The organism is Pseudomonas sp. (assembly GCF_051660785.1).
In the GTDB taxonomy this organism is placed as follows: Bacteria; Pseudomonadota; Gammaproteobacteria; order Pseudomonadales; family Pseudomonadaceae; genus Aquipseudomonas.
Genome location: NZ_JBOFQE010000020.1, coordinates 119,763 through 144,927 on the forward strand (window position 1 = coordinate 119,763; position 25,165 = coordinate 144,927).

Genomic DNA, 25,165 nt, shown 5'->3' on the forward strand with positions numbered 1-25,165 from the left:
TTTTAACACTGCACCCCGGTTTTTATAAACACGGTACGCGCAGCTTATTTTGTTACAACCACTGTTACAGACGGCATTGTACGGGTTTGTTCGCCCGATGCCATGCTTGAAGCCCTTCGGTGTAGCATAGCCAACAGCAGGTTACGCGCGGTTCAATTTGAGCATGCATTCTCTTTTGTGACAAAGGCTTATGAGGTGTTTTTATGAGCGAACCGAAGCATTCCCGCTTGATCATTCTCGGTTCCGGCCCTGCCGGATACAGCGCAGCCGTTTATGCCGCCCGCGCCAACCTCAAGCCCGTTGTCATCACCGGCATACAGGCAGGTGGCCAGCTGACCACCACCGTCGAAGTCGATAACTGGCCCGGCGACGTCGAAGGCCTTACTGGCCCGGTGCTCATGGAACGCATGCAAAAACACGCCGAGCGCTTTGACACAGAGATTGTTTACGACCATATCCACACCGCCAAGTTGCAACAGCGCCCGTTCGAGCTGATCGGCGATGGCGACACGTACACCTGCGATGCTTTGATTATCGCCACTGGCGCTTCAGCGCAATACCTGGGGCTGCCTTCGGAAGAAGCCTTTGCCGGCCGCGGGGTTTCGGCCTGCGCCACCTGTGACGGGTTCTTTTATCGCAATCAAGTGGTCGCCGTTGTCGGCGGTGGCAACACCGCAGTTGAAGAAGCCCTGTACCTGTCGAACATCGCCAAGGAAGTCCACCTGATTCACCGGCGCGACAAATTGCGCTCGGAGAAGATTCTTCAAGACAAACTTTTCGAAAAGGCCGCCAACGGCAATATCCGCCTGCACTGGAATCAAAATCTCGATGAAGTGTTGGGAGATGCCAGCGGCGTGACCGGCGCCCGCCTGCGCGACAGCCACACCGGCCAGACCAGTGAGCTGCCCGTGACTGGCGTGTTCATCGCCATCGGCCATAAACCCAATACCGACCTGTTCGAGGGCCAGCTGAACATGCGTGACGGCTATCTGCTGGTCAAGGGAGGCAGCGAAGGCGATGCCACGACCACGGAGATCCCTGGCGTGTTCGCCGCCGGCGACGTGGCCGATCACGTTTACCGCCAAGCCGTAACCTCCGCCGGGGCTGGTTGCATGGCCGCGCTGGACGCCGAGAAATACCTCGACGACATTCCAACCGTTTGACGGCACACTTTACGGCGGGCCCATCAGCCCGCCACCGCCCTCCCCTTCTGCAAGCCCGGATGCCATGCTGACTTGGTTACAACGCAACACCCTGACATTCCCGCCGCTGGAAAAAGCCATGCGCGACCCCAACGGACTGTTGGCCGCGGGCGGCGATCTGTCCGCCGATCGTCTGATTCAGGCGTATCGCCACGGCTGCTTTCCATGGTTTTCGGAAGGCCAGCCGATTCTCTGGTGGTCGCCGGATCCGCGCACCGTCCTGTTTCCCGACGAACTGCATGTCTCGCGCAGCCTGAATAAATTGCTGCGCCAGCAACGTTATCAAGTGACCTTTGATCAGGATTTTGCCTCGGTGATCAGCGCCTGCGCCGCCCCTCGCGAATATGCCGACGGCACATGGATCACCGATGCGATGCAGACGGCTTACCTCGAACTTCACAAGCGTGGCTACGCGCATTCCGTGGAGGTTTGGGACAATGGCGTGCTGGTCGGCGGACTGTATGGCCTGGCGATGGGCCAGCTGTTTTTCGGCGAATCGATGTTCAGCCGCGCTGACAATGCGTCGAAATATGGCTTTGCCACATTGGTGCGACATCTGAAAGACTCAGGTTTTGTGCTGATCGACTGCCAGATGCCCACCGACCATCTGCACAGTCTGGGTGCGAGGGCGATCCCACGCCGCGAGTTTGCCAGCTACCTTGCACAGCATCTGGATCGACCCAGCCGCGCCACCTGGGTTTGCTGAGCGACATTCGCGCACGTGGCTTACACTTAATGCAAAAGCTTATCCCGAGGGTTGATCATGACCGAGTTGGCGCGTTTGAAGTTCTATGCCACTCAGCCCCACTCTTGCAGTTATCTGCCCGAGGAGCAGGCCACGACGCTGTTCCTCGACCCTAGCCAGCCCATGGATGTGCATGTCTACGCAGACCTGTCTGAAATGGGTTTTCGTCGCAGCGGCGATCATCTCTACCGGCCGCATTGCCAGAACTGCAATGCGTGCGTCCCGGCACGCATCCCCGTGGCGCAATTTACGCCCAACCGTCAGCAGAAACGCATTTTCAAACGCAACGCCGATCTGCAAGTGCGCCCGGCCAGGCCGAAATTCAGCGAAGAGTATTTCGACCTGTACCAGCGCTACATCGAACAACGTCACGCCGATGGCGACATGTATCCGCCGAGTCGCGATCAGTTTTCGACATTTCTCGTACGTGACCTGCCGTTCTCGCGTTTTTACGAATTTCGTCTCGAAGGCCGGCTGCTGGCGGTGGCCGTGACCGATTTGCTGCCGAACGGTCTGTCGGCGGTTTACACCTTCTACGAGCCCGATGAAGAACGCCGCAGCCTGGGGCGCTACGCGATCCTCTGGCAAATCGCCGAGGCCCGGCGTCTCGGGCTTGAAGCCGTCTACCTCGGCTACTGGATCAAAAACTGCAAAAAGATGAGCTACAAGACGCAATATCGGCCTATCGAACTGCTGATTAATCAGCGATGGGTCATCCTGAACTAGAACCCCTTGGCTTAAACCCCATTTTTCGGGCACAATGCACGCCGCTTTTGCCTGGCGCAGTTGCACCGGGCCATTCATTGGACACCGAGGGCTTTACTGCATGTCGAAAGAAGACAGCTTCGAAATGGAAGGCACTGTCGTCGACACCCTGCCCAACACCATGTTTCGTGTGGAGTTGGAAAATGGGCACGTCGTAACCGCGCATATCTCCGGCAAGATGCGCAAGAACTACATCCGTATTCTTACCGGTGACAAAGTGCGCGTCGAGCTGACGCCCTATGACTTGAGCAAAGGGCGCATCACTTACCGCGCTCGCTAATCAAGTCAATACAAAACGCCCGGTTTATGCCGGGCGTTTTTGTTTGTCTGCGATTTGGCGGGTTCTTGGGTTCTTGGGTTCTTGGGTTCTTGGGTGTATATCCGTTGCTGCGGTAACGGCTGAATATGGTTTCGCTCTTACAGCGAGTCCCTTTTTCAAACGCCGGAGTGCCGGCCCAGCAAAAAGGAACCAAAAGGCTTTGCCCCGGCGTACGGCACTTCGCGAAAGCTCAGTGTTCCCTCGCTTCGGTATCCATCAGGGGACATCGCCTACGGTCTGCTTCGCTACGACCTCCTCTCGATGTGTTCGGCTTCGCCGAACGGCGCTACGCGCCTAATCCCCTGATGAACACCTACGCTCGGCCTGCCGAAGGGGCAAAAGGTCAAAAGCAGGATCAACGTCAAAAGCCAAAGCCAAAGCCAAAGCCAAAGCCAAAGCCGAAGCAAAATCAAAAAATCAAAAAATCAAAAAATCAAAAAATCAAAAAATCGCAGCCTCGTTTCACTCGACAACCCCCTACAAGGGATGCGGTTGAGCAAATGTACGCGCGCTTTTCACCACTCATCAGGCCGAGCGTTAGCTCGCCTTCAGCTTTTGATCTGCCCGCCCCTTTCGGGAGGCTGAGTGGAGGTGTTCATCCGGGGAGTGGCGCGCAGCGCCGTTCGACGCAGTCGAACACGCTGCATGTAGGTGCAGCGAAGCCAACCGGAGGGCAGTGTCCCCGGATGAATACCGGAGCGAAGGTACGCCGAGCCCAGGCGAGGGGCCGGACGCTTGGGGCGAGACCTTTTGGTTCCTTTTGGGGCGTTTGCCAAAAGGGACTCGCCGTAAGGGCGAAACCGCCAGCAGCCGTTACCGCAGAAACGGATATGCACCCAATTTAACAGACAACAAAAAAGGCGCCCGAAGGCGCCTTTTCGCTTTACAGCCGTCAGGCCATTTCAGCCGTGGTTTCGAACTCGAAGGTCAGCTCGCCGTCCTTGAGGTCGATATGCACCACGCCACCATGGTCGGCCAGCTCGCCAAACAGGATCTCTTCCGCGAGCGGACGCTTGATCTTGTCCTGGATCAAGCGCGCCATTGGTCGAGCGCCCATTGCCGAGTCGTAGCCACCTGCTGCCAGCCAGCTTCGTGCAGCGTCGGTCACTTCCAGCTGCACGCGCTTGTCTTCCAGCTGCGCCTGAAGCTCGGTAAGGAACTTGTCCACCACGCTTTTGATGACCTCATGACTGAGGCGACCAAACTGGATAATGGTGTCCAGACGGTTGCGGAACTCTGGCGTGAAGCTCTTCTTGATCACTTCCATCGCATCGGACGAATGGTCCTGATGGGTGAAACCGATCGAAGCACGTGCTGCGGTTTCGGCACCGGCGTTAGTCGTCATGATGACGATCACGTTACGGAAATCCGCCTTGCGCCCGTTGTTATCGGTCAGCGTACCGTGGTCCATGACCTGCAGCAGCAGGTTGAAGACTTCCGGATGCGCCTTCTCGATCTCATCGAGCAACAGCACGCAGTGAGGCTGCTTGGTGATGGCTTCGGTCAGCAGACCGCCCTGATCGAACCCGACATAGCCTGGAGGTGCACCGATCAGACGCGATACGGTGTGGCGCTCCATGTACTCGGACATGTCGAAACGAACCAGTTCGATGCCCAACGCCTTGGCCAGCTGACGCGCCGCTTCGGTTTTACCGACACCGGTCGGCCCTGCGAACAGGAACGAACCGACAGGCTTGTCAGGCGACTTGAGGCCGGCACGGGACAATTTGATCGCGGTCGACAGCGAGTCGATGGCGGCATCCTGGCCAAATACTGTCAGCTTCAGGTCACGCTCAAGGTTACGCAGCAGCTCTTTGTCGGAACTGGTGACGTGCTTAGGCGGAATCCGCGCGATTTTCGCAACGATGTCCTCGACCTGAGGCACCTCGATGCGTTTCACGCGTTTCTCGATTGGTTGCAGACGCTGGTAGGCGCCCGCCTCGTCGATGACGTCGATGGCTTTGTCCGGCATGTGCCGGTCATTGATGTAGCGCGAAGCCAGTTCGGCGGCCGCACGCAATGCTTCATCGCTGTATTCGATGTTGTGGTGCGCTTCGAAACGTCCTTTCAGACCGCGCAGGATGCCGATGGTGTCTTCCACCGAAGGCTCCGAGACATCGACCTTCTGGAAGCGCCGGGCCAAGGCACGGTCCTTCTCGAAGATCCCGCGAAATTCCTGGAACGTGGTCGAACCGATGCAACGGATATCGCCCGATGACAGCAGCGGTTTGAGCAGGTTCGAGGCATCCATGACGCCACCGGACGCGGCACCCGCACCAATGATGGTGTGGATTTCGTCGATGAACAGGATCGCCTGCGGACGTTTTTTCAGCTCATTGAGCAGCGCCTTGAAGCGCTTCTCGAAATCGCCTCGGTATTTGGTCCCGGCCAGCAAGGCCCCCAGATCGAGGGAATAGACCACGCTGTTGGCCAGCAAATCCGGCACCTGGTTGTCGACAATACGTTTGGCCAGGCCTTCGGCAATCGCGGTTTTACCCACGCCCGCCTCGCCCACCAGCAGCGGATTGTTTTTGCGACGACGCGCCAGGATCTGCGCGACACGCTCGACTTCCAGCTCGCGGCCTACCAGCGGATCGATACGACCCTGGCGCGCGAGTTCGTTGAGGTTGCTGGCATAAGCATCCAGAGGATTGCCTGAAGAAGAAGACTCACCGCCCTCGTCGTCCTGCATATCTTGCTCACCTTCAGAGTGATCGCCATGCCCCGGCACTTTGGAAATGCCATGGGCGATGTAGTTGACGACATCAATGCGCGCAACGCTCTGCTGTTTCAGCAGGAACACTGCCTGACTCTCTTGCTCACTGAAGATGGCGACCAGCACGTTGGCGCCAGTCACTTCGCGTTTGCCCGAGCTCTGTACGTGGAATACAGCACGTTGCAGGACACGCTGGAAGCCCAGGGTTGGCTGGGTTTCGCGATCCTCGTCATGGACGGGGATCAATGGCGTGGTGGAGTCGATGAACTCCTGCAGATCATGCTTGAGTTTGTCGAGGTTCGCGCCGCAGGCACGCAAAACGGTGGCGGCAGCCTCATTGTCCAATAGGGCCAGCAGGAGGTGTTCGACAGTCATGAATTCATGACGTTTCGATCGAGCCTCCTTGAAGGCAAGATTGAGGGTGACTTCGAGCTCGCGGTTTAACATAGCTTCACCTCATACCCAAGTGGTCGGCGATTAACCGTCCTTCTCGATTTCACAGAGTAGCGGATGCTGGCTTTCCCTGGCGTACTGGTTGACCTGCATGGCCTTAGTCTCGGCGATGTCGCGGGTAAACACTCCACATACTGCCCGTCCTTCTGTGTGGACGGCCAGCATGACCTTGGTCGCCAGCTCCCGATTCAGGTTAAAAAACACCTCGAGCACTTCGACGACGAAATCCATCGGTGTGTAGTCATCGTTGAACAAAACCACCTTGTACATCGGCGGCGCCTGTAATGCAGGCTTTGCCTCCTGAACAGCAATGCCTGCGGAATCGTCGTCGTGGGGCTCCGGGTGATCTTTTTGGAGAGCCGGGCGATCCTGATTGAATGTTAGTCGAATCTGGCTGATTGCATGCATGGAAAGAAAGGTTCGTCAGTTGTGCAAATACAGTGGTGGGGGCGGCTATGGACGATTTCAACTCCGACCGCCCGATCACCTTGACTATCGGGAAAACGGTGTTACAACCAATAGAGCCCACAGTGGGTAAAAAAGGTCCGCGGAGTCAATCTTATTTAAAGATCTGACTGTGGATGTACTGGATGATACTCCAGTGATGGAGTCTGTTGCAGAGGGATATGGGTATGTCAGTCGGCAAGGTGAAATGGTTCAACAATGCCAAGGGATTCGGTTTCATTAACACCGATGCCAGAGAAGGTCGTGACGAAGACGGTCATCTTATTGATTTCTTTGCCCACTATTCAGCCATTGAGATGGACGGATACAAGACGCTCAAGGCTGGGCAAATCGTAAGCTTCGATATCGTTCAGGGTCCCAAAGGGTTGCACGCAGTGAAGATCGGCTCTGCCCCTGCCATCAGCGAACAGACGGCGCCTGTTACCAATCAGGAAACAGTGTCGAACTGACGCAACCGATCATCCAGTCATAAAAAAACCGCCCGACTCAGTCACTGAATCGGGCGGTTTTTGTCGTGCGTGAAATCGCTTACATGTGCGAGATCAGCGCATCACCGAACGCCGAAGACGACAGCAGTTTCGCGCCCTCCATCAGACGTTCGAAGTCATAGGTCACGGTCTTGGCCGAAATCGCGCCGTTGGTGCCCTTGATGATCAGATCTGCCGCTTCGGTCCAGCCCATGTGACGCAGCATCATCTCGGCGGACAGGATCAGCGAACCCGGGTTGACCTGGTCCTTGCCGGCATACTTCGGCGCGGTACCGTGGGTCGCTTCGAACATGGCGATGGTGTCGGACAGGTTGGCACCCGGCGCGATACCGATGCCGCCCACTTCCGCCGCCAGGGCGTCAGAGAGATAGTCGCCGTTCAGGTTCAGGGTCGCGATCACATCGTATTCGGCCGGGCGCAGCAGGATCTGCTGGAGCATGGCGTCGGCGATGGCGTCCTTGACGATGACGTTCTTGCCGGTTTTAGGGTTTTTGAACTGCATCCACGGACCACCGTCGAGCAGGGTCGCGCCGAACTCTTCAGCGGCCACTTCGTAGGCCCATTCCTTGAAGGCACCTTCGGTGAACTTCATGATGTTGCCTTTGTGCACGATGGTCAGCGAGTCGCGGTCGTTGTCGACCACATACTGCAATGCCTTGCGCGCCAGACGCTTGGTACCCTGCAACGAAACCGGCTTGACGCCGATACCGCAGTTTTCGTCGAAACGGATCTTGGTGACGCCCATTTCTTCTTTGAGGAACTTGATGACTTTGGTCGCTTCCGGCGAACCGGCTTTCCACTCGATACCGGCATAGATGTCTTCCGAGTTCTCGCGGAAGATCGTCATGTCGACGTCGCCTGGCTTCTTGACCGGGCTAGGCACGCCTTCGAACCAGCGCACCGGGCGCAGGCACACATACAGGTCGAGTTGCTGACGCAGGGCCACGTTCAGGGAACGGATACCGCCGCCGACAGGGGTAGTCAGAGGGCCCTTGATGGAAACCACGTAGTCCTTGACCGCGTCCAGTGTTTCCTGAGGCAGCCAGGTGTCCTGATCGTAAACCTGAGTCGCTTTCTCCCCGGCGTAGACTTCCATCCAGGAAATTTTGCGCTCGCCGCCGTAAGCCTTCTTAACAGCAGCATCGACAACCTTGATCATGACCGGGCTGATATCAACGCCAATACCATCGCCTTCGATGAAGGGGATGATCGGGTTGTTAGGAACATTGAGAGAATGGTCCGCGTTGACGGTGATTTTGTCGCCGACTGCTGGAACCTGAATCTTCTTGTATCCCATGCTGAACTCCATTGTTTGGATTGAACATCTGGCTTCGTCCGAGCGTACCCCAGTTGAATCGGCGCGCAAACCCTATGTTCCATCCATCTGCCGCAAAGCTGCGCAGTTCGCGACGTACAAGCCTGAAAGCAAAGGGAAAAGCGCCAAACTCAAGCACGTTCGACGACTCTACGCCCCGCTCACCCCTGCGACCTTTAGACCAATGGACGAGAATCGTTGCATATGAACCATCGGCAGATTGCCAGCTACCTATGTATAATGCCGCCCGCTGACCACAGAGTCACGACGGCCGACCTTTCTACTACAAGGCTTTGGGCCCGAAAAAGCCGGATTGTTACCGCAGTCCAACTGCTTGACGCTCGACCGATGCACCCAACATCACCGCATAGAAACCTCGACATTCGGCTCATGGATGACTTTGAACGAACGCGCTTACCCGGCGCCCCTCGAGTTTCTGCGCACGCTTTAGCAAAGAAGAGAGAGTTAATCCGAATATGCCCACCCGCTCGAAGATCATCTATACCTTCACCGACGAAGCCCCAGCCCTCGCCACCTATTCACTGTTGCCTATCGTAGAGGCCTTCACCGCCTCCGCTGATATCGCCGTGGAAACCCGCGATATCTCTCTTGCAGGGCGCATCCTGGCCAGCTTCCCCGAGCAATTGGGTGACAAAGCCGTAGCCGACCACCTCGCCGAACTGGGCGACCTGGCCGTTACGCCTGAAGCCAACATCATCAAGCTGCCGAACATCAGCGCCTCGGTTCCGCAACTGCAAGCCGCGATCAAAGAGCTGCAAGCCCAGGGCTTCGCACTGCCGGACTACCCGGAAACCGTGACCAGCGACGCCGACAAAGAAGCCAAGTCGCGTTACGACAAGATCAAGGGCAGCGCCGTGAACCCGGTTCTGCGCGAAGGCAACTCCGATCGTCGTGCGCCGCTGTCGGTCAAGAACTACGCACGCAAGCACCCGCACAAAATGGGCGCCTGGGCTGCGGACTCCAAGTCCCACGTCGCGCACATGAGCACCGGTGATTTCTACGGCAGCGAAAAAGCTGCCCTGATCGACGCCGCCGATGCCGTCAAAATCGAACTGATCGCTCAAGACGGCACCACCACCGTCCTGAAAGAAAAAACCATCGTTCAAGCCGGTGAGATCCTCGATTGCGCGGTCATGAGCAAAAACGCTCTGCGCAGCTTCATCGCTGCCGAGATCGAAGACGCCAAGGCCAAGGGCGTGCTGCTGTCGGTTCACCTGAAAGCCACCATGATGAAGGTCTCCGACCCGATCATGTTCGGCCAGATTGTTGCCGAGTTCTATAAAGACGCACTGACCAAGCACGCTGACGTGCTGGCCCAGATCGGCTTCAACCTGAACAACGGCATCGGCGACCTGTACGCTCGCATCAAGGCTTTGCCTGCCGAGCAGCAAGCGGCGATCGAAGCGGACCTCCAGGCGGTCTACGCCGTTCGTCCTTCGCTGGCGATGGTCAACTCCGACAAAGGCATCACCAACCTGCACGTGCCGAGCGACGTGATCGTCGACGCCTCGATGCCGGCGATGATCCGTGACTCCGGCAAGATGTGGGGCACTGACGGTCAGTTGCACGACACCAAGGCTGTGATCCCGGACCGCTGCTACGCCACCATCTACCAGGCGGTGATCGAAGACTGCAAGGCAAACGGCGCCTTCGATCCGACCACCATGGGCAGCGTGCCAAACGTTGGCCTGATGGCGAAAAAAGCCGAAGAGTACGGCTCGCACGACAAGACTTTCCAGATCAAGTCCAACGGTGTTGTACGCGTGACCGACAGCAAAGGCAGCCTGCTGCTGGAGCAACCGGTTGAAGCCGGCGACATCTTCCGCATGTGCCAGACCAAAGACGCGCCGATCCAGGATTGGGTCAAACTGGCCGTCAACCGGGCTCGCGCAAGCGCCACCCCGGCGATTTTCTGGCTGGACCCGATGCGCGCCCACGATGGCGTGGTGATCGAGAAAGTTCAGGCTTACCTGAAGGATCACGACACTGCCGGCCTGGACATCCAGATCATGGCGCCTGTCGACGCGATGAAGTTCACCCTGCAGCGCACCCGCGAAGGCAAGGACACCATCTCGGTGACCGGCAACGTACTGCGCGACTACCTGACCGACCTGTTCCCGATCATGGAACTGGGCACCAGCGCCAAGATGCTGTCGATCGTTCCGCTGATGAATGGCGGCGGCCTGTTCGAAACCGGCGCCGGCGGTTCGGCACCGAAGCACGTTCAGCAACTGCTGGAAGAAAACTTCCTGCGTTGGGATTCCCTGGGCGAGTTCCTGGCCCTGGCCGCCTCCCTTGAGCATCTGGGTGTGACGTACAACAACCCGAAAGCGCTGGTGCTGGCCAAGACCCTGGACCAGGCCACCGGCCAGTTCCTGGACAACAACAAGTCGCCATCGCGCAAAGTCGGCAACATCGACAACCGCGGCAGCCACTTCTACCTGGCGCTGTACTGGGCTCAGGCCCTGGCCGCCCAGACTGAAGACGCTGCACTGCAAGCGCAGTTCGGCCAGCTAGCCAAGACCCTGACCGAGAACGAAGCAACCATCGTTGCCGAGCTCAACGCCGTTCAGGGCAAGCCAGTGGACATCGGCGGTTACTACCACGCCGATGCCGAGCTGATCAGCAAGGCCATGCGCCCGAGCAACACCTTCAACGCCGCGATCGCTGCGCTGGTTTAAGGTTGTAAGGGAACATCACAAACCCCGGCCATGTGCCGGGGTTTGTGTTTTTGAAGACAACACAAAACCCTGTGGGAGCTGGCCTGCCAGCGATTGCGATTAGTCAGTCACCATCAATGTTGAATGATAATCCGCTATCGCTGGCAGGCCAGCTCCCACAGGGATAGTGTTTCAACCTTTGTAATTTGAGGAAGCTTCATGGACTGGAAACCCCACATCACCGTCGCCACCATCGTCGAAGACAACGGCCGCTTCCTGATGGTCGAAGAAACCAAGCACGGACGAACGGTGCTCAACCAACCCGCCGGCCATCTCGACCCGGACGAAACCCTGATCGAAGCCGCCGTACGCGAAACCCTCGAGGAAACCGGCTGGGACGTCGAAGCGACCGGCGTGGTGGGCATTTATCTCTATACCGCCCCGAGTAATGGCGTGACTTATCAAAGGGTTTGCTTCATCGCCAAAGCGCTCAAACATCATCCCGACTATCAGCTGGACGACGGCATCGTCGGCGCAAAATGGCTGACGCGTGACGAACTGATGGCCCAGCGCGCAAACTGGCGCAGTGAGCTGATCATCCGCTGTATCGATGATTATCTGGACGGCAATCACTTCGGTCTCGAACTGATCCGCCCTTCTCTTTAGCCTTGCGGGCTTCGGCCTGCTAGAATCGCGTCCTTTTTCAAGACACTCATTGAATCCCTATGCGTGATCCAGCCCCTTCTGACACACAAAAGAAGCGCGTCATTGTCGGCATGTCCGGCGGCGTGGACTCTTCCGTTTCCGCTCTCCTGCTGATCGAGCAGGGTTATGAGGTGGAAGGCCTGTTCATGAAGAACTGGGAAGAAGACGATGGAACGGAATACTGCACCGCCATGGACGACCTGGCGGACGCTCAGGCGGTGTGCGACAAAATTGGTATCAAGCTGCACACCGCCAACTTCGCCGCCGAGTACTGGGACAACGTGTTCGAGCATTTCCTGGCCGAATACAAGGCCGGTCGCACGCCGAACCCGGACATCCTGTGCAACCGCGAGATCAAGTTCAAGGCGTTCCTCGACTACGCCATGATGCTCGGTGCCGACCTGATCGCCACCGGCCACTACGTGCGTCGCCGTGACATCGATGGCCGCACCGAACTGCTCAAGGGCCTGGACCCGAACAAGGACCAGAGCTACTTCTTGCACGCCGTCGGTGGCGAACAGATCGCCAAGACCCTGTTTCCGGTCGGCGAGCTGGAAAAACCGGAAGTACGCGCGATTGCCGAGAAACACGACCTGGCCACCGCGAAGAAAAAGGACTCCACCGGGATCTGCTTTATCGGCGAACGCCGCTTCAGCGACTTCCTCAAGCAGTACCTGCCGGCACAACCGGGCGAGATCAAGACCACCGAAGGTGAAGTCATCGGCCGTCACCACGGCCTGATGTACCACACCATCGGCCAACGTCAGGGCCTGGGCATCGGCGGCTTGAAAGACGCCGGTGACGAGCCGTGGTACGTGCTGATCAAAGACCTGGAACACAACGAGCTGATCGTTGGTCAGGGCAATGACCACCCTTACCTGTTCTCCCGCGCCCTGCTCGCTTCGGACATTTACTGGGTCAACCCGATCGATCTGTCCGAGCCGCGCAAGCTGACCGCCAAAGTCCGTTATCGCCAAAGCGATCAGCCGTGCACGCTGGAAAAAACCGCCACCGGCTACCGCGTCACCTTCGATGACCCGCAGCGCGCGGTCACCCCGGGTCAGTCCGTGGTGTTCTATGACGGTGAAATCTGCCTGGGCGGCGGCGTGATTGAAGTCGCAGAGCCATGGAGCAGCAAGGCATGAGCCCCACTCAGGAGCAACTGACGGCGCTGGGCGGCGTGTTTCTCGCCGCCGTCCTCGTCGACAAGATTGCCAAGACCGGCCAGACCACTGAAGCCGGCCTGACCTGCATGCTCGGCAGCCTGCTGATCCGCGACCCCAAGGACACCCTGGAAGTGTACGGCGGCGACGATATCAATCTGCGCGAAGGCTATCGCGCATTGATTGGCGCCCTGGAACGCGACCCGAGCACCTTGCAGCGCGAACCGCTGCGTTACGCCCTGGCCATGCTGGGTCTTGAGCGTCAACTGGCCAAGCGCGACGACATGCTTGATGTGATCGGCAAGCGTCTGCCGCAGATTCAATCCCAGGTCGAACACTTCGGCCCGGCGCACGAAAACGTGATCGCAGCCTGCGGTGCGTTGTACCAGGACACCCTGAGCACCTTGCGCCAACGGATTCAGGTCCACGGCGACATGCGCAACCTGCAGCAACCGAGCAACGCGTCGAAAATCCGCGCCTTGTTGCTGGCCGGGATTCGTTCCGCGCGCCTGTGGCGACAGTTGGGCGGTCATCGCTGGCAGCTGGTGATCAGTCGTCGCAAGTTGCTCAAAGAGCTTTACCCGCTGATGCGCAGCAGCTGAACCGCGCCCGCAACACTGTTTTAGATCTGTAACGCGTAATACGCCGGTCAGTTGGCAACGGACCGGCGGATTTTTTCATGTATGATACGCGCCCCATTTCGTTGCCCGACTGTCCGAGAACACCCCATGCAGCTTTCTTCGCTCACTGCGGTTTCCCCTGTTGACGGCCGCTACGCCGGCAAAACCCAGGCCCTGCGCCCAATTTTCAGCGAGTACGGCCTGATCCGCGCTCGCGTTCTGGTTGAAGTGCGCTGGCTCCAGCGCCTGGCCGCTCACCCTGGTATCAGCGAAGTGCCGGCGTTCTCCGCCGAAGCCAACGCGGTACTGAACACCCTGGCGGACAACTTCGCTCTGGAGCACGCCGAGCGTGTCAAAGAGATCGAGCGCACCACCAACCACGACGTCAAAGCCATCGAGTACCTGCTCAAAGAGCAAGCAGCCAAGCTGCCGGAACTGGCCAAGGTCAGCGAGTTCATCCACTTTGCCTGCACCAGCGAGGACATCAACAACCTGTCCCACGCCCTGATGCTGCGCGAAGGCCGTGATGACGTGATGCTGCCGCTGATGCGCCAGACCGCTGAAGCCATCCGCGAACTGGCCATCCGTTTCGCCGACGTGCCGATGCTGTCGCGCACCCACGGTCAACCGGCCTCGCCGACCACCCTGGGCAAAGAGCTGGCGAACGTGGTTTACCGTCTGGAGCGTCAAATCGCTCAGGTCGCTGCCGTTCCGCTGCTGGGCAAGATCAACGGCGCTGTCGGCAACTACAACGCTCACCTGTCGGCCTACCCTGAGATCGACTGGGAAGAAAACGCCCGCGCCTTCATCGAAGACGAGCTGGGCCTGGGCTTCAACCCATACACCACGCAGATCGAACCGCACGACTACATTGCCGAGCTGTTCGACGCGATCGCACGCTTCAACACCATCCTGATCGACTTCGACCGCGACATCTGGGGCTACATTTCCCTGGGGTATTTCAAGCAGCGCACCATCGCTGGCGAAATCGGTTCGTCGACCATGCCGCACAAGGTCAATCCGATCGACTTCGAAAACTCCGAAGGCAACCTGGGTATCGCCAACGCACTGTTTCAGCATTTGGCGAGCAAACTGCCAATCTCCCGCTGGCAGCGCGACCTGACCGACTCCACTGTGCTGCGCAACCTCGGTGTCGGCTTCGCCCACAGCGTGATCGCGTACGAAGCCAGCCTCAAAGGCATCAGCAAACTGGAGCTCAACGCTCAGAAGATCGCTGCTGACCTCGACGCGTGCTGGGAAGTGTTGGCCGAGCCGATCCAGACCGTGATGCGCCGCTACAACATCGAAAACCCGTATGAAAAGCTGAAAGAGTTGACCCGTGGCAAGGGCATCAGCCCTGAAGCGCTGCAGACTTTCATCGACGGTCTGGACATGCCAGCCGCCGCCAAGGCCGAGCTGAAATTGCTCACGCCGGCGAACTACATCGGTAACGCTGTAGAGCAAGCCAAGCGCATCTGATCGAGCGTTTTACCCGTTTGAGACGCCCGGCAGCGCCGGGCGTTTTTATTCCCGTCTGAAAAGTGCATTTTTTCAATAGGTTACACATGAATCCTGACATTCCTCTTCAACTTCTGGGCGGCATCACGGCGCGCGAATTCCTGCGCGACTACTGGCAGAAAAAACCCCTGCTGATCCGTCAGGCGATTCCTGAATTCGAAAGCCCGATCGACGCCGACGAACTGGCCGGCCTGGCGCTGGAAGAAGAAGTCGAGTCGCGCCTGGTGATCGAGAACGGCGAGCGTCCTTGGGAATTGCGCCGCGGCCCGTTCGCCGAAGACGAATTCAGCAAACTGCCGGAACGTGACTGGACCCTGCTGGTTCAAGCGGTCGACCAGTTCGTGCCGGAAGTCGCCGAGTTGCTGGAAAACTTCCGCTTCCTGCCGAGCTGGCGCGTCGACGACGTGATGATCAGCTTTGCCGCTCCAGGTGGCAGCGTCGGTCCGCACTTCGATAACTACGACGTGTTCCTGCTGCAGGGCCACGGCAAGCGCAACTGGAAAATCGGCCAGATGTGCAACTCCGAGAGCCCGCTGCTGCAACACGCTGACCTGCGTATCCTTGCTGATTTCGAAGCCACCGATGAGTGGGTGCTGGAACCGGGCGACATGCTCTACCTGCCGCCGCGCCTGGCCCATTGCGGCGTGGCCGTCGATGACTGCCTGACGTACTCGGTCGGTTTCCGCGCACCGAGTGCCGCTGAAGTGCTGACCCATTTCACCGACTTCCTCAGCCAGTTCCTGACTGACGAAGAGCGTTACACCGACGCTGACGCCCTGCCGGTGGCTGATCCACATCAGATCCAGCACGACGCCCTCGATCGCCTGAAAGCCCTGCTGGCTGAGCACATGAGTGACGAGCGCCTGCTGCTGACCTGGTTCGGCCAGTTCATGACCGAGCCTCGCTACCCGGAACTGGTGGCGGGCCCGGAAGAAGTCGAAGAAGACGACCTGCTCGCCAGCCTCGAGCAAGGCGCCGTGCTGATCCGCAACCCGAGCGCACGCCTGGCCTGGTCCGAAGTCGATGACGACCTGCTGCTGTTCGCCAGCGGCCAGAGCCGTTACCTACCGGGCAAACTGCGCGAGCTGCTGAAAATGATCTGCGCCGCTGATGCACTGCACGTCGACAACCTGGGCGAGTGGCTGAGCGACGAAGACGGTCGCGGCCTGCTGTGCGAACTGATCAAGCAAGGAAGCCTGGGGTTTGCCGATGAATAAAATTCACGTACGTGTCGCAGACTGGCAGAAGGATATCGCCGAGATCCGGCGCATTCGTGAGACGGTGTTCATTGCCGAGCAATCCGTTCCGCCCGAGCTGGAATGGGATGCTGATGATGCGACAGCAGTGCATTTCCTGGCCTTTGAAGGCGACTTTCCGATTGGCACCGCCCGCCTGCTGCCCGATGGGCACGTTGGCCGGGTATCGGTGCTCAAGGACTGGCGCGGCTTGAAGGTCGGCGATGCGCTGATGCAAGCGGTGATCGGCGAAGCCGAGAAACGCGGACTGAAGCAACAGATGCTGAGTGCACAGGTCCAGGCCACAGCGTTCTATGAGCGTTTGGGTTTCAGCCTGGTCAGTGAGGAATTCCTGGAAGCAGGGATTCCGCATGTGGACATGGTGCGGCACTCCGCTTGACTCCCTATGGTGGGGATTACTGTGGTGAGGGGATTTATCCCCGTTGGGTCGCGAAGCGGCCCCAAAATCTCTAACCACAGCGCATCAGGTGTACCGCATCCGATGGTTGACGACTGCTGCGCAGCCGAACGGGGATAAATCCCCTCACCACAAAAGCTGAAAGAACACCACGAAACGCCCCGCCATCCTCCGATGCCGGGGCGTTTTGCTGTCTGCGATTCAACTTGCCCCACGCCGGGCCGACAAACTGGCAATATCAACACTTCAAGATGTCGGAGATAACGGATATGTCCCTACGCACCCTGCTCACCACGTTGCTGCTGACCTGTAGTTTTTCAGTCATTGCAGCCACCGAGATCGTGCCCCTGAATTACCGCACCAGTGCCGATATGCTGCCCATGGCGCAGGATTTCATCGGCAAGGATGGCCAGGTCAGCGCCTACGGCAATCAGCTGATTGTTAATGCCGATCAGCGCAGGATCGACGAACTTAAAGCCCTTGTCACGCAACTGGACGTTGCTGCAAAGCGCCTGCTGATCACCGTCGACACCAACGAAAACAACTTCCAGGGCGACCAGGGTTATTCGGTGAATGGCGCCAAGCCGAGTCAGACCCGCATCATCAACCGCAGCACCGAAAGCCGCGACGGTGGCATTCAGCAGATTCAGGCCAGCGAAGGCGCACCGGCGCTGATTCAGGTTGGCCAAAGCGTGCCACTCACCAGCAGCCAGACCGATTCCTACGGCGACCTGCGCAGCCAGACCGAATACCGCAACGTCACCCAAGGCTTCTATGTCACCGCCAGCGTTACCGGCGACATCGTTCACCTGTCGATCAGTACCAACCGTGACCGCGTGAGCCAGGAACGTCCCGATGTAGTGAATGTGCAAAGTACCGACACAACTGTCACGGGACGCCTGGGCGAGTGGATCACCCTGGCCGGCGTGAACCGCCAGACTCAAGCCGACAAACAGGGTCTGACCCGCAGCTACTCGACTCAAGACCGGGATGACATGACCCTGCGGGTGAAAGTCGACACTTTGGACTAAACCACCGAAAACTGACTGATTAGTCGTACTAGACCAAAGATGTAGTGCTTGAAAAAAAGCACTACAAAACGTTTGACGATCGAAAAAAGCAAAGGCATGATGGCCTCGCTCCCGCTAATCAGGGGCCCTGGCAAGGGCCTTCGAGGCGCCGCTCGCATCTACCCCGCGAGCCGTTTCGTGTCTGTACCGCCCACAAGGTGTGTTTGACGAGGTTGCCGACTGGAACGAAGTTGTCCCGAGGGACGGAAGCGTATTTAGGTAACCCGGCTCCACACTGAAGTTCGTATAAAGGCCCACGACGCCCGAATGCGCTCGCCAGTTCGCCCTTACCTGCTCACTTCCCCTCGAGCCCATCGTTCATCCCGTCGCCAATCCCGCCGAATCCGACTTGACCGCCTAAGCTTCTGGTCTGCGAGCGCATGAATTTTCCACCGCAGAACAACTTTCCGTAAAAGACGCGACGAGGTTTATCTCCATGGCACTGACACGCGAACAGCAAATTGCAGCCCTCGAAAAAGACTGGGCTGAAAACCCACGCTGGAAAGGCGTGACACGCGCTTACTCCGCTGCTGACGTCGTCCGCCTGCGTGGCTCGGTTCAACCTGAGCACACCTTTGCAAAACTCGGCGCCGAGAAGCTGTGGAACCTGGTCACCCAGGGCGCCAAGCCGTCCTTCCGTCCTGATAAAGATTTCGTCAACTGCATGGGCGCCCTGACCGGCGGCCAGGCTGTACAACAAGTCAAAGCCGGTATCCAGGCGATCTACCTGTCGGGCTGGCAGGTTGCTGCGGACAACAACTCCGCAGAATCGATGTACCCGGACCAGTCGCTGTACCCGGTGGATTCGGTTCCAACCGTGGTCAAGCGCATCAACAACTCGTTCCGTCGTGCTGACCAGATCCAGTGGAAAGCCGGCAAAGGCCCGGGCGACGAAGGCTACATCGACTACTTCGCACCGATCGTGGCTGACGCTGAAGCCGGTTTCGGCGGCGTTCTGAACGCTTACGAGCTGATGAAGAGCATGATCGAAGCAGGCGCCGCTGGCGTTCACTTCGAAGACCAACTGGCTTCCGTGAAAAAATGCGGCCACATGGGCGGCAAGGTACTGGTTCCTACACAGGAAGCTGTACAGAAGCTGACCGCTGCCCGTCTGGCAGCTGACGTTGCCGGTACTCCGACCATCATCCTGGCCCGTACCGATGCTAACGCCGCTGACCTGCTGACTTCCGATTGCGACCCGTACGACCAGCCGTTCGTGACTGGCGAACGTACCCAGGAAGGCTTCTACAAAGTGCGCGCCGGCCTGGATCAGGCGATCGCTCGTGGCCTGGCTTACGCTCCGTACGCCGACCTGATCTGGTGCGAAACCGCCAAGCCGGATCTGGACGAGGCTCGTCGCTTCGCCGAAGCGATCAAAAAGGAATACCCGGACCAACTGCTGTCGTACAACTGCTCGCCTTCCTTCAACTGGAAGAAAAACCTGGACGACGCGACCATCGCCAAGTTCCAGCGCGAACTGTCCGCCATGGGTTACAAGCACCAGTTCATCACCCTGGCCGGCATTCACAACATGTGGCACAGCATGTTCAACCTGGCGCATGACTACGCCCGCAACGACATGACTGCCTACGTGAAGCTGCAGGAGCAGGAATTCGCTGACGCCTCCAAGGGTTACACCTTCGTGGCTCACCAGCAGGAAGTGGGCACCGGCTACTTCGACGACATGACCACCGTGATTCAAGGTGGCTCGTCTTCGGTGACCGCGCTGACCGGTTCGACTGAAGAAGAACAGTTCCACTGATCTGCTTCGCCTGAGCAAACGGCCGTTGCGGACCGAATAGAAAGCTAACCGCAGCGCCGCCTATCTGACGCCCCGACTGGTTCGGGGCGTTTTTTTGCCTGCGATTTAACCTACACCGCAAAACCCTTGTAGGAGTGAGCCTGCTCGCGTTGAGGCCAGCACATTCAACAAAGATGTCGCCTGACAGACCGCTATCGCGAGCAGGCTCGCTCCCACAGGGGACGGTGGTGATTCAGGAAAACCCATTGATCCAGAGCAGTTTCGTGATCAAGAAAACAGGGTCAAACGTGGACGGCCGCTACTTGCAATAACAGCTATATAAGACAACTTCCCACTCACCCACCCGCTAAACAGTTTAAAAACCAGCTCAAACAATATTGATTATCATTTAGCCACAACTATGTTCGTTACATTCCCTACAAAACAATATTGATGAAAACCCGGCTAATGCCCGCAACGCATGGGTTGCGTGGGTTTGGAGGTGCGCTATGTCCTTATTCCGTTAAATAATTTCGCTATAGGAATTTTACTTGCACGGTGTTGTGCCATAAAATCAGCGGGATTGATTGCTGCGACATATCGTCACTGCTTTGTTTCTTTTCAAGCTCAGAGACCTTTGCTCTCTGTTAAGGATTACCAGCATGCCCGAAGCGACAGGACTCATGGCCCACAACTGGGGCTTTGCCATTTTCCTTCTGGGCGTCGTCGGCCTTTGCGCCTTCATGCTTGGCGTCTCCAGCCTCCTTGGGTCAAAAGCCTGGGGCCGCAGCAAAAACGAACCGTTCGAATCCGGCATGCTACCTACAGGTGGCGCCCGCTTGCGGCTCTCAGCCAAATTCTATCTGGTCGCGATGCTCTTCGTGATCTTCGATATCGAAGCCCTCTTTCTCTTTGCCTGGTCTGTGTCCGTCCGCGAAAGCGGCTGGACCGGATTCGTCGAAGCTCTCGTTTTCATAGCAATTCTGTTGGCAGGTCTTGTCTACCTGTTCCGAGTGGGCGCCCTTGACTGGGCTCCGGAAGCTCGTCGCAAGCGGCAGGCGAAGCTGAAACAATGAGGCTTTGGCAATGCAATACAATCTCACCAGGATCGACCCCGATGCTCCTAACGAGCAGTATCCGATTGGCGAGCGGGAAACCGTTTCCGATCCGTTAGAAGATCAAGTCCACAAAAACATCTTCATGGGCAAGCTCGAAGACGTGCTTAACGGCACGATCAACTGGGGGCGCAAGAACTCCCTGTGGCCGTATAACTTCGGTCTTTCGTGCTGCTACGTGGAAATGACCACCGCCTTCACGGCGCCCCACGACATCGCGCGCTTTGGCGCCGAGGTTATCCGGGCATCGCCGCGCCAGGCGGATTTCATGGTTATCGCCGGTACCTGCTTCATCAAGATGGCGCCGATCATTCAGCGTCTCTACGAGCAAATGCTCGAACCTAAATGGGTTATCTCCATGGGTTCGTGCGCCAACTCCGGTGGCATGTACGACATCTACTCCGTCGTTCAAGGGGTGGACAAGTTCCTGCCCGTGGACGTCTACGTGCCTGGCTGCCCGCCCCGTCCTGAAGCTTTTCTGCAAGGCTTGATGCTCTTGCAAGAGTCGATTGGACAGGAGCGTCGTCCGCTTTCCTGGGTCGTCGGCGATCAAGGCGTGTACCGCGCCGAGATGCCTTCGCAAAAGGAACAGCGCCGCGAACAGCGAATCGCAGTCACCAACCTGCGCAGCCCCGACGAAGTCTGATCCAGCTCTGCTTCTTTTATAGAACGAGACACTGGCTTCATTCTTTACGTTGACCGAAAGCGATAAATAACCATGACTACAGGCAGTGCTCTGTACATCCCGCCTTATAAGGCAGACGACCAGGATGTGGTCGTCGAACTGAACAACCGTTTTGGCCCCGAGGCGTTCTCCGCCCAGCCTACCCGCACCGGCATGCCGGTGCTTTGGGTTGCCCGCGCCAAACTCGTCGAAGTCCTTACCTTCCTGCGCAACCTGCCCAAGCCGTACGTCATGCTCTATGACCTGCACGGCGTGGACGAGCGTCTGCGCACCAAGCGTCAAGGGCTGCCAAGCGGCGCCGACTTCACTGTGTTCTATCACTTGATGTCGATCGAACGTAATAGTGACGTAATGATCAAGGTCGCCTTGTCCGAGAGCGACCTTAGCGTGCCGACCGTGACCGGTATCTGGCCGAACGCCAACTGGTACGAGCGTGAAGTGTGGGACATGTACGGCATCAACTTTGCCGGTCACCCGCACCTGACCCGCATCATGATGCCGCCGACCTGGGAAGGTCACCCGTTGCGCAAGGACTTCCCGGCCCGCGCCACCGAGTTCGATCCGTTCAGCCTGACGCTGGCCAAGCAACAGCTTGAGGAAGAAGCCGCGCGCTTCAAGCCTGAAGACTGGGGCATGAAGCGTTCCGGTGCGAACGAGGACTACATGTTCCTAAACCTCGGTCCCAACCACCCTTCCGCGCACGGTGCGTTCCGCATCATTCTGCAGCTGGACGGTGAAGAGATCGTCGACTGCGTGCCGGACGTCGGTTACCACCACCGTGGTGCCGAGAAGATGGCCGAGCGTCAGTCCTGGCACAGCTTCATCCCGTACACCGACCGTATCGACTACCTCGGCGGCGTGATGAACAACCTGCCGTACGTGCTCTCGGTCGAGAAGCTGGCCGGCATCAAGGTGCCCGAGAAGGTCGACGTCATCCGCATCATGATGGCCGAGTTCTTCCGGATCACCAGCCACCTGCTGTTCCTGGGGACCTACATCCAGGACGTCGGCGCCATGACCCCGGTGTTCTTCACGTTCACCGACCGTCAGAAGGCGTACACGGTGATCGAAGCCATTACCGGTTTCCGTCTGCACCCGGCCTGGTACCGCATCGGTGGCGTCGCCCACGACCTGCCGCGCGGCTGGGAAAAACTGGTGAAAGACTTCGTCGAGTGGATGCCAAAGCGTCTGGACGAATACCAGAAAGCCGCCCTGGACAACAGCATCCTCAAAGGCCGGACCATCGGCGTCGCCGCCTACAACACCAAAGAGGCCTTCGAGTGGGGCGTCACCGGTGCAGGCCTGCGTTCAACCGGTTGCGACTTCGACCTGCGTAAAGCGCGCCCGTACTCCGGTTACGAAAACTTCGAATTCGAAGTGCCGCTGGCCGTCAATGGCGATGCCTACGATCGTTGCATCGTACGCGTCGAAGAAATGCGCCAGAGCATCAAGATCATCGAGCAGTGCATGCGCAACATGCCGGAAGGCCCGTACAAGGCGGATCACCCGCTGACGACGCCGCCGCCGAAAGAACGCACGCTGCAACACATCGAGACCCTGATCACGCACTTCCTGCAAGTTTCGTGGGGCCCGGTCATGCCGGCCAACGAATCCTTCCAGATGATCGAAGCGACCAAGGGCATCAACAGTTATTACCTGACGAGCGATGGCGGCACCATGAGCTACCGCACCCGGATTCGCACCCCAAGCTTCCCGCACCTGCAGCAGATCCCTTCGGTGATCAAAGGCAGCATGGTCGCGGACTTGATCGCGTACCTGGGTAGTATCGATTTCGTTATGGCCGACGTGGACCGCTAAGCATGAACAGCACGCTTATCCAGACAGACCGTTTCACCTTGAGTGAAACCGAGCGCTCGGCCATCGAGCACGAGCTGCATCACTACGAAGACCCGCGCGCGGCGTCGATCGAAGCCCTGAAGATCGTCCAGAAGGAACGTGGCTGGGTGCCTGACGGCGCGCTCTACGCCATCGGCGAGATCCTCGGCATCCCGGCGAGCGACGTTGAAGGCGTGGCTACTTTCTATAGCCAGATCTTCCGTCAGCCAGTCGGTCGCCACATCATTCGCGTTTGCGACAGCATGGTCTGCTACATCGGCGGCCACGAATCCGTTGTCAGCGAAATCCAGAGCAATCTGGGCATCGGCCTGGGTCAGACCACCGCCGACGGTCGTTTCACCCTGCTGCCGGTCTGCTGCCTCGGCAACTGCGACAAGGCGCCGGCGTTGATGATCGACGACGACACTTTCGGTGATGTGCAGCCTGCCGGCGTTGCCAAATTGCTCGAGGGCTACGTATGACCCTGACTTCCTTCGGTCCTGCCAACCGCATCAAGCGTTCGGCCGAGACTCACCCGCTGACCTGGCGTCTGCGTGACGACGGCGAAGCCGTATGGCTCGACGAGTACCAGGCCAAGAACGGTTACGCGGCTGCGCGCAAAGCTTTCGCCGACATGGCCCAGGACGATATCGTCCAGACCGTGAAAGACTCCGGCCTTAAAGGTCGCGGCGGTGCAGGCTTCCCCACAGGTGTTAAGTGGGGCCTGATGCCCAAAGACGAATCCATCAACATCCGCTACCTGCTGTGCAACGCGGACGAGATGGAGCCGAACACCTGGAAAGACCGCATGCTGATGGAGCAACTGCCCCATCTGCTGATCGAAGGCATGCTGATCAGTGCTCGCGCGCTGAAAACCTACCGTGGCTACATCTTCCTGCGTGGCGAATACACCACCGCCGCCAAGCACCTGAACCGTGCCGTGGAAGAAGCCAAGGCAGCAGGCTTGCTGGGCAAGAACATCTTGGGCAGCGGCTTCGATTTCGAGCTGTTCGTCCACACCGGCGCCGGGCGTTACATCTGCGGTGAAGAAACCGCACTGATCAACTCCCTCGAAGGCCGCCGCGCCAACCCGCGCTCCAAGCCGCCCTTCCCTGCCGCCGTTGGCGTGTGGGGCAAGCCGACTTGCGTGAACAACGTTGAAACCCTGTGCAACGTGCCGGCGATCATTGCCGACGGCGTCGACTGGTACAAATCGTTGGCCCGCGAAGGCAGCGAAGACATGGGCACCAAGCTCATGGGCTTCTCCGGCAAGGTCAAGAACCCTGGACTGTGGGAATTGCCGTTCGGCGTCACCGGTCGCGAGCTGTTCGAAGACTACGCCGGCGGCATGCGCGACGGTTACAAGCTCAAGTGCTGGCAGCCAGGCGGCGCCGGTACCGGTTTCCTGTTGCCGGAACACCTCGACGCACAAATGTACGCCGGCGGCATCGCCAAAGTGGGCACCCGTATGGGTACCGGCCTGGCCATGGCGGTGGACGACAGCGTCAACATGGTTTCCCTGCTGCGCAACATGGAAGAGTTCTTCTCCCGTGAGTCGTGCGGTTTCTGCACCCCGTGCCGTGACGGTCTGCCGTGGAGCGTCAAGCTGCTGCGCGCGATCGAGAACGGTGAAGGGCAAGCCGGCGACATCGAGACCCTGCTGGGTCTGGTCGGCTTCCTCGGCCCAGGCAAGACCTTCTGTGCTCACGCACCGGGCGCCGTGGAGCCGTTGGGCAGCGCAATCAAATACTTCCGCCATGAGTTCGAAGCCGGCATCGCGCCCACCAGCGCCGTCGTCCCGCCTCTGGCAAGGCCGATCGTAGTCGGCGCGTAAACGCTTAAAAAAGCGAAGGGTCCGTGCCCGCAGCTTTTCGTGTGATGACGCCTTGAACGGCTGTGTTGATTCACGC

22 protein-coding genes are annotated in these 25,165 nt (G+C 58.5%); 19 read left to right on the forward strand and 3 right to left on the reverse strand.

The genetic code is table 11. The annotated features are described in order from the left end of the window. Window positions 1-203 precede the first annotated feature (203 nt). The 4 genes from trxB to infA all read left to right on the forward strand — a co-directional run bounded on the left by trxB (window position 204) and on the right by infA (window position 2,992). Window positions 204-1,163: a thioredoxin-disulfide reductase gene (gene trxB / locus ACRC4F_RS05355; RefSeq protein ID WP_438658415.1), complete on the forward strand. Its 960-nt coding sequence runs from the start codon at window positions 204-206 to the stop codon at window positions 1,161-1,163. A 64-nt stretch (window positions 1,164-1,227) separates the two neighbouring features. Continuing rightward, the gene (gene aat / locus ACRC4F_RS05360) at window positions 1,228-1,908 is read left to right on the forward strand and encodes a leucyl/phenylalanyl-tRNA--protein transferase (RefSeq protein WP_438658416.1); all 681 of its coding nucleotides are present in this window, start codon (window positions 1,228-1,230) and stop codon (window positions 1,906-1,908) included. A gap of 57 nt (window positions 1,909-1,965) precedes the next feature. Continuing rightward, a complete protein-coding gene (locus ACRC4F_RS05365) occupies window positions 1,966-2,673 on the forward strand; it encodes an arginyltransferase (protein ID WP_438658417.1) in 708 nt (235 codons plus the stop codon). A gap of 100 nt (window positions 2,674-2,773) precedes the next feature. Further along, window positions 2,774-2,992 (forward strand): translation initiation factor IF-1, encoded by a 219-nt coding sequence (gene infA, locus ACRC4F_RS05370; RefSeq protein ID WP_002553999.1) that lies wholly within the window; start codon window positions 2,774-2,776, stop codon window positions 2,990-2,992. Window positions 2,993-3,923: 931 nt separating this feature from the next. Here infA and clpA read toward each other — a convergent pair. Continuing rightward, window positions 3,924-6,194 carry an ATP-dependent Clp protease ATP-binding subunit ClpA gene (clpA, locus tag ACRC4F_RS05375; protein WP_007946437.1) on the reverse strand — a complete coding sequence of 757 codons (2,271 nt, stop codon included), beginning with the start codon at window positions 6,192-6,194 and terminating at the stop codon, window positions 3,924-3,926. A gap of 30 nt (window positions 6,195-6,224) precedes the next feature. Further along, on the reverse strand, window positions 6,225-6,608 hold the full coding sequence (clpS, locus tag ACRC4F_RS05380) for an ATP-dependent Clp protease adapter ClpS (RefSeq protein WP_010458899.1): 384 nt from the start codon (window positions 6,606-6,608) through the stop codon (window positions 6,225-6,227). Window positions 6,609-6,832: 224 nt separating this feature from the next. Between clpS and ACRC4F_RS05385 the strand changes: the two genes are divergently transcribed. Continuing rightward, window positions 6,833-7,114, forward strand: coding sequence for a cold shock domain-containing protein (locus tag ACRC4F_RS05385; protein ID WP_438658418.1), 282 nt, complete (start codon window positions 6,833-6,835; stop codon window positions 7,112-7,114). A 79-nt stretch (window positions 7,115-7,193) separates the two neighbouring features. On the opposite strand, the gene icd is transcribed toward ACRC4F_RS05385, so the two are convergent. Continuing rightward, window positions 7,194-8,450 carry an NADP-dependent isocitrate dehydrogenase gene (gene icd / locus ACRC4F_RS05390; protein ID WP_150714040.1) on the reverse strand — a complete coding sequence of 419 codons (1,257 nt, stop codon included), beginning with the start codon at window positions 8,448-8,450 and terminating at the stop codon, window positions 7,194-7,196. A 494-nt stretch (window positions 8,451-8,944) separates the two neighbouring features. Between icd and ACRC4F_RS05395 the strand changes: the two genes are divergently transcribed. The 14 genes from ACRC4F_RS05395 (at window position 8,945) to nuoF (ending at window position 25,089) form a co-directional block, all read left to right on the forward strand. Continuing rightward, a complete protein-coding gene (locus tag ACRC4F_RS05395) occupies window positions 8,945-11,170 on the forward strand; it encodes an NADP-dependent isocitrate dehydrogenase (RefSeq protein ID WP_438658419.1) in 2,226 nt (741 codons plus the stop codon). Window positions 11,171-11,368: 198 nt separating this feature from the next. Further along, window positions 11,369-11,815 carry an NUDIX hydrolase gene (locus ACRC4F_RS05400; RefSeq protein WP_438658420.1) on the forward strand — a complete coding sequence of 149 codons (447 nt, stop codon included), beginning with the start codon at window positions 11,369-11,371 and terminating at the stop codon, window positions 11,813-11,815. Between the two features lie 59 nt (window positions 11,816-11,874). Then, window positions 11,875-12,999: a tRNA 2-thiouridine(34) synthase MnmA gene (mnmA, locus tag ACRC4F_RS05405; RefSeq protein ID WP_438658421.1), complete on the forward strand. Its 1,125-nt coding sequence runs from the start codon at window positions 11,875-11,877 to the stop codon at window positions 12,997-12,999. Continuing rightward, the gene (gene hflD / locus ACRC4F_RS05410) at window positions 12,996-13,619 is read left to right on the forward strand and encodes a high frequency lysogenization protein HflD (RefSeq protein WP_131062367.1); all 624 of its coding nucleotides are present in this window, start codon (window positions 12,996-12,998) and stop codon (window positions 13,617-13,619) included. The genes mnmA and hflD overlap by 4 nt, the downstream gene beginning before the upstream one ends. A 126-nt stretch (window positions 13,620-13,745) precedes the next feature. Beyond that, the gene (gene purB, locus ACRC4F_RS05415; RefSeq protein WP_090185637.1) at window positions 13,746-15,116 is read left to right on the forward strand and encodes an adenylosuccinate lyase; all 1,371 of its coding nucleotides are present in this window, start codon (window positions 13,746-13,748) and stop codon (window positions 15,114-15,116) included. A gap of 86 nt (window positions 15,117-15,202) precedes the next feature. Beyond that, window positions 15,203-16,372 carry a ribosomal protein uL16 3-hydroxylase gene (locus ACRC4F_RS05420; protein WP_438658422.1) on the forward strand — a complete coding sequence of 390 codons (1,170 nt, stop codon included), beginning with the start codon at window positions 15,203-15,205 and terminating at the stop codon, window positions 16,370-16,372. Beyond that, the gene (locus ACRC4F_RS05425) at window positions 16,365-16,790 is read left to right on the forward strand and encodes a GNAT family N-acetyltransferase (protein ID WP_123366301.1); all 426 of its coding nucleotides are present in this window, start codon (window positions 16,365-16,367) and stop codon (window positions 16,788-16,790) included. The genes ACRC4F_RS05420 and ACRC4F_RS05425 overlap by 8 nt, the downstream gene beginning before the upstream one ends. Before the next feature lie 287 nt (window positions 16,791-17,077). Continuing rightward, a complete protein-coding gene (locus ACRC4F_RS05430) occupies window positions 17,078-17,839 on the forward strand; it encodes a secretin N-terminal domain-containing protein (RefSeq protein WP_438658423.1) in 762 nt (253 codons plus the stop codon). 475 nt (window positions 17,840-18,314) lie between these two features. Beyond that, on the forward strand, window positions 18,315-19,640 hold the full coding sequence (gene aceA, locus ACRC4F_RS05435; RefSeq protein ID WP_033057066.1) for an isocitrate lyase: 1,326 nt from the start codon (window positions 18,315-18,317) through the stop codon (window positions 19,638-19,640). Between the two features lie 641 nt (window positions 19,641-20,281). Then, window positions 20,282-20,695, forward strand: a complete 414-nt coding sequence (locus ACRC4F_RS05440) for an NADH-quinone oxidoreductase subunit A (RefSeq protein WP_003223812.1) — start codon at window positions 20,282-20,284, stop codon at window positions 20,693-20,695. 10 nt (window positions 20,696-20,705) lie between these two features. Next, complete coding sequence (locus ACRC4F_RS05445; protein WP_008146035.1) at window positions 20,706-21,380, forward strand: NuoB/complex I 20 kDa subunit family protein; 675 nt, start codon at window positions 20,706-20,708, stop codon at window positions 21,378-21,380. Window positions 21,381-21,452: 72 nt separating this feature from the next. Continuing rightward, entirely contained in the window at window positions 21,453-23,237 is a 1,785-nt protein-coding gene (nuoC, locus tag ACRC4F_RS05450) for an NADH-quinone oxidoreductase subunit C/D (protein WP_438658424.1), read from the forward strand. 2 nt (window positions 23,238-23,239) lie between these two features. Further along, complete coding sequence (nuoE, locus tag ACRC4F_RS05455; protein WP_007946422.1) at window positions 23,240-23,737, forward strand: NADH-quinone oxidoreductase subunit NuoE; 498 nt, start codon at window positions 23,240-23,242, stop codon at window positions 23,735-23,737. Then, window positions 23,734-25,089, forward strand: a complete 1,356-nt coding sequence (nuoF, locus tag ACRC4F_RS05460; RefSeq protein WP_008146041.1) for an NADH-quinone oxidoreductase subunit NuoF — start codon at window positions 23,734-23,736, stop codon at window positions 25,087-25,089. Before nuoE ends, nuoF begins: the two co-directional genes overlap by 4 nt. The last annotated feature ends 76 nt before the right edge of the window (window positions 25,090-25,165 follow it).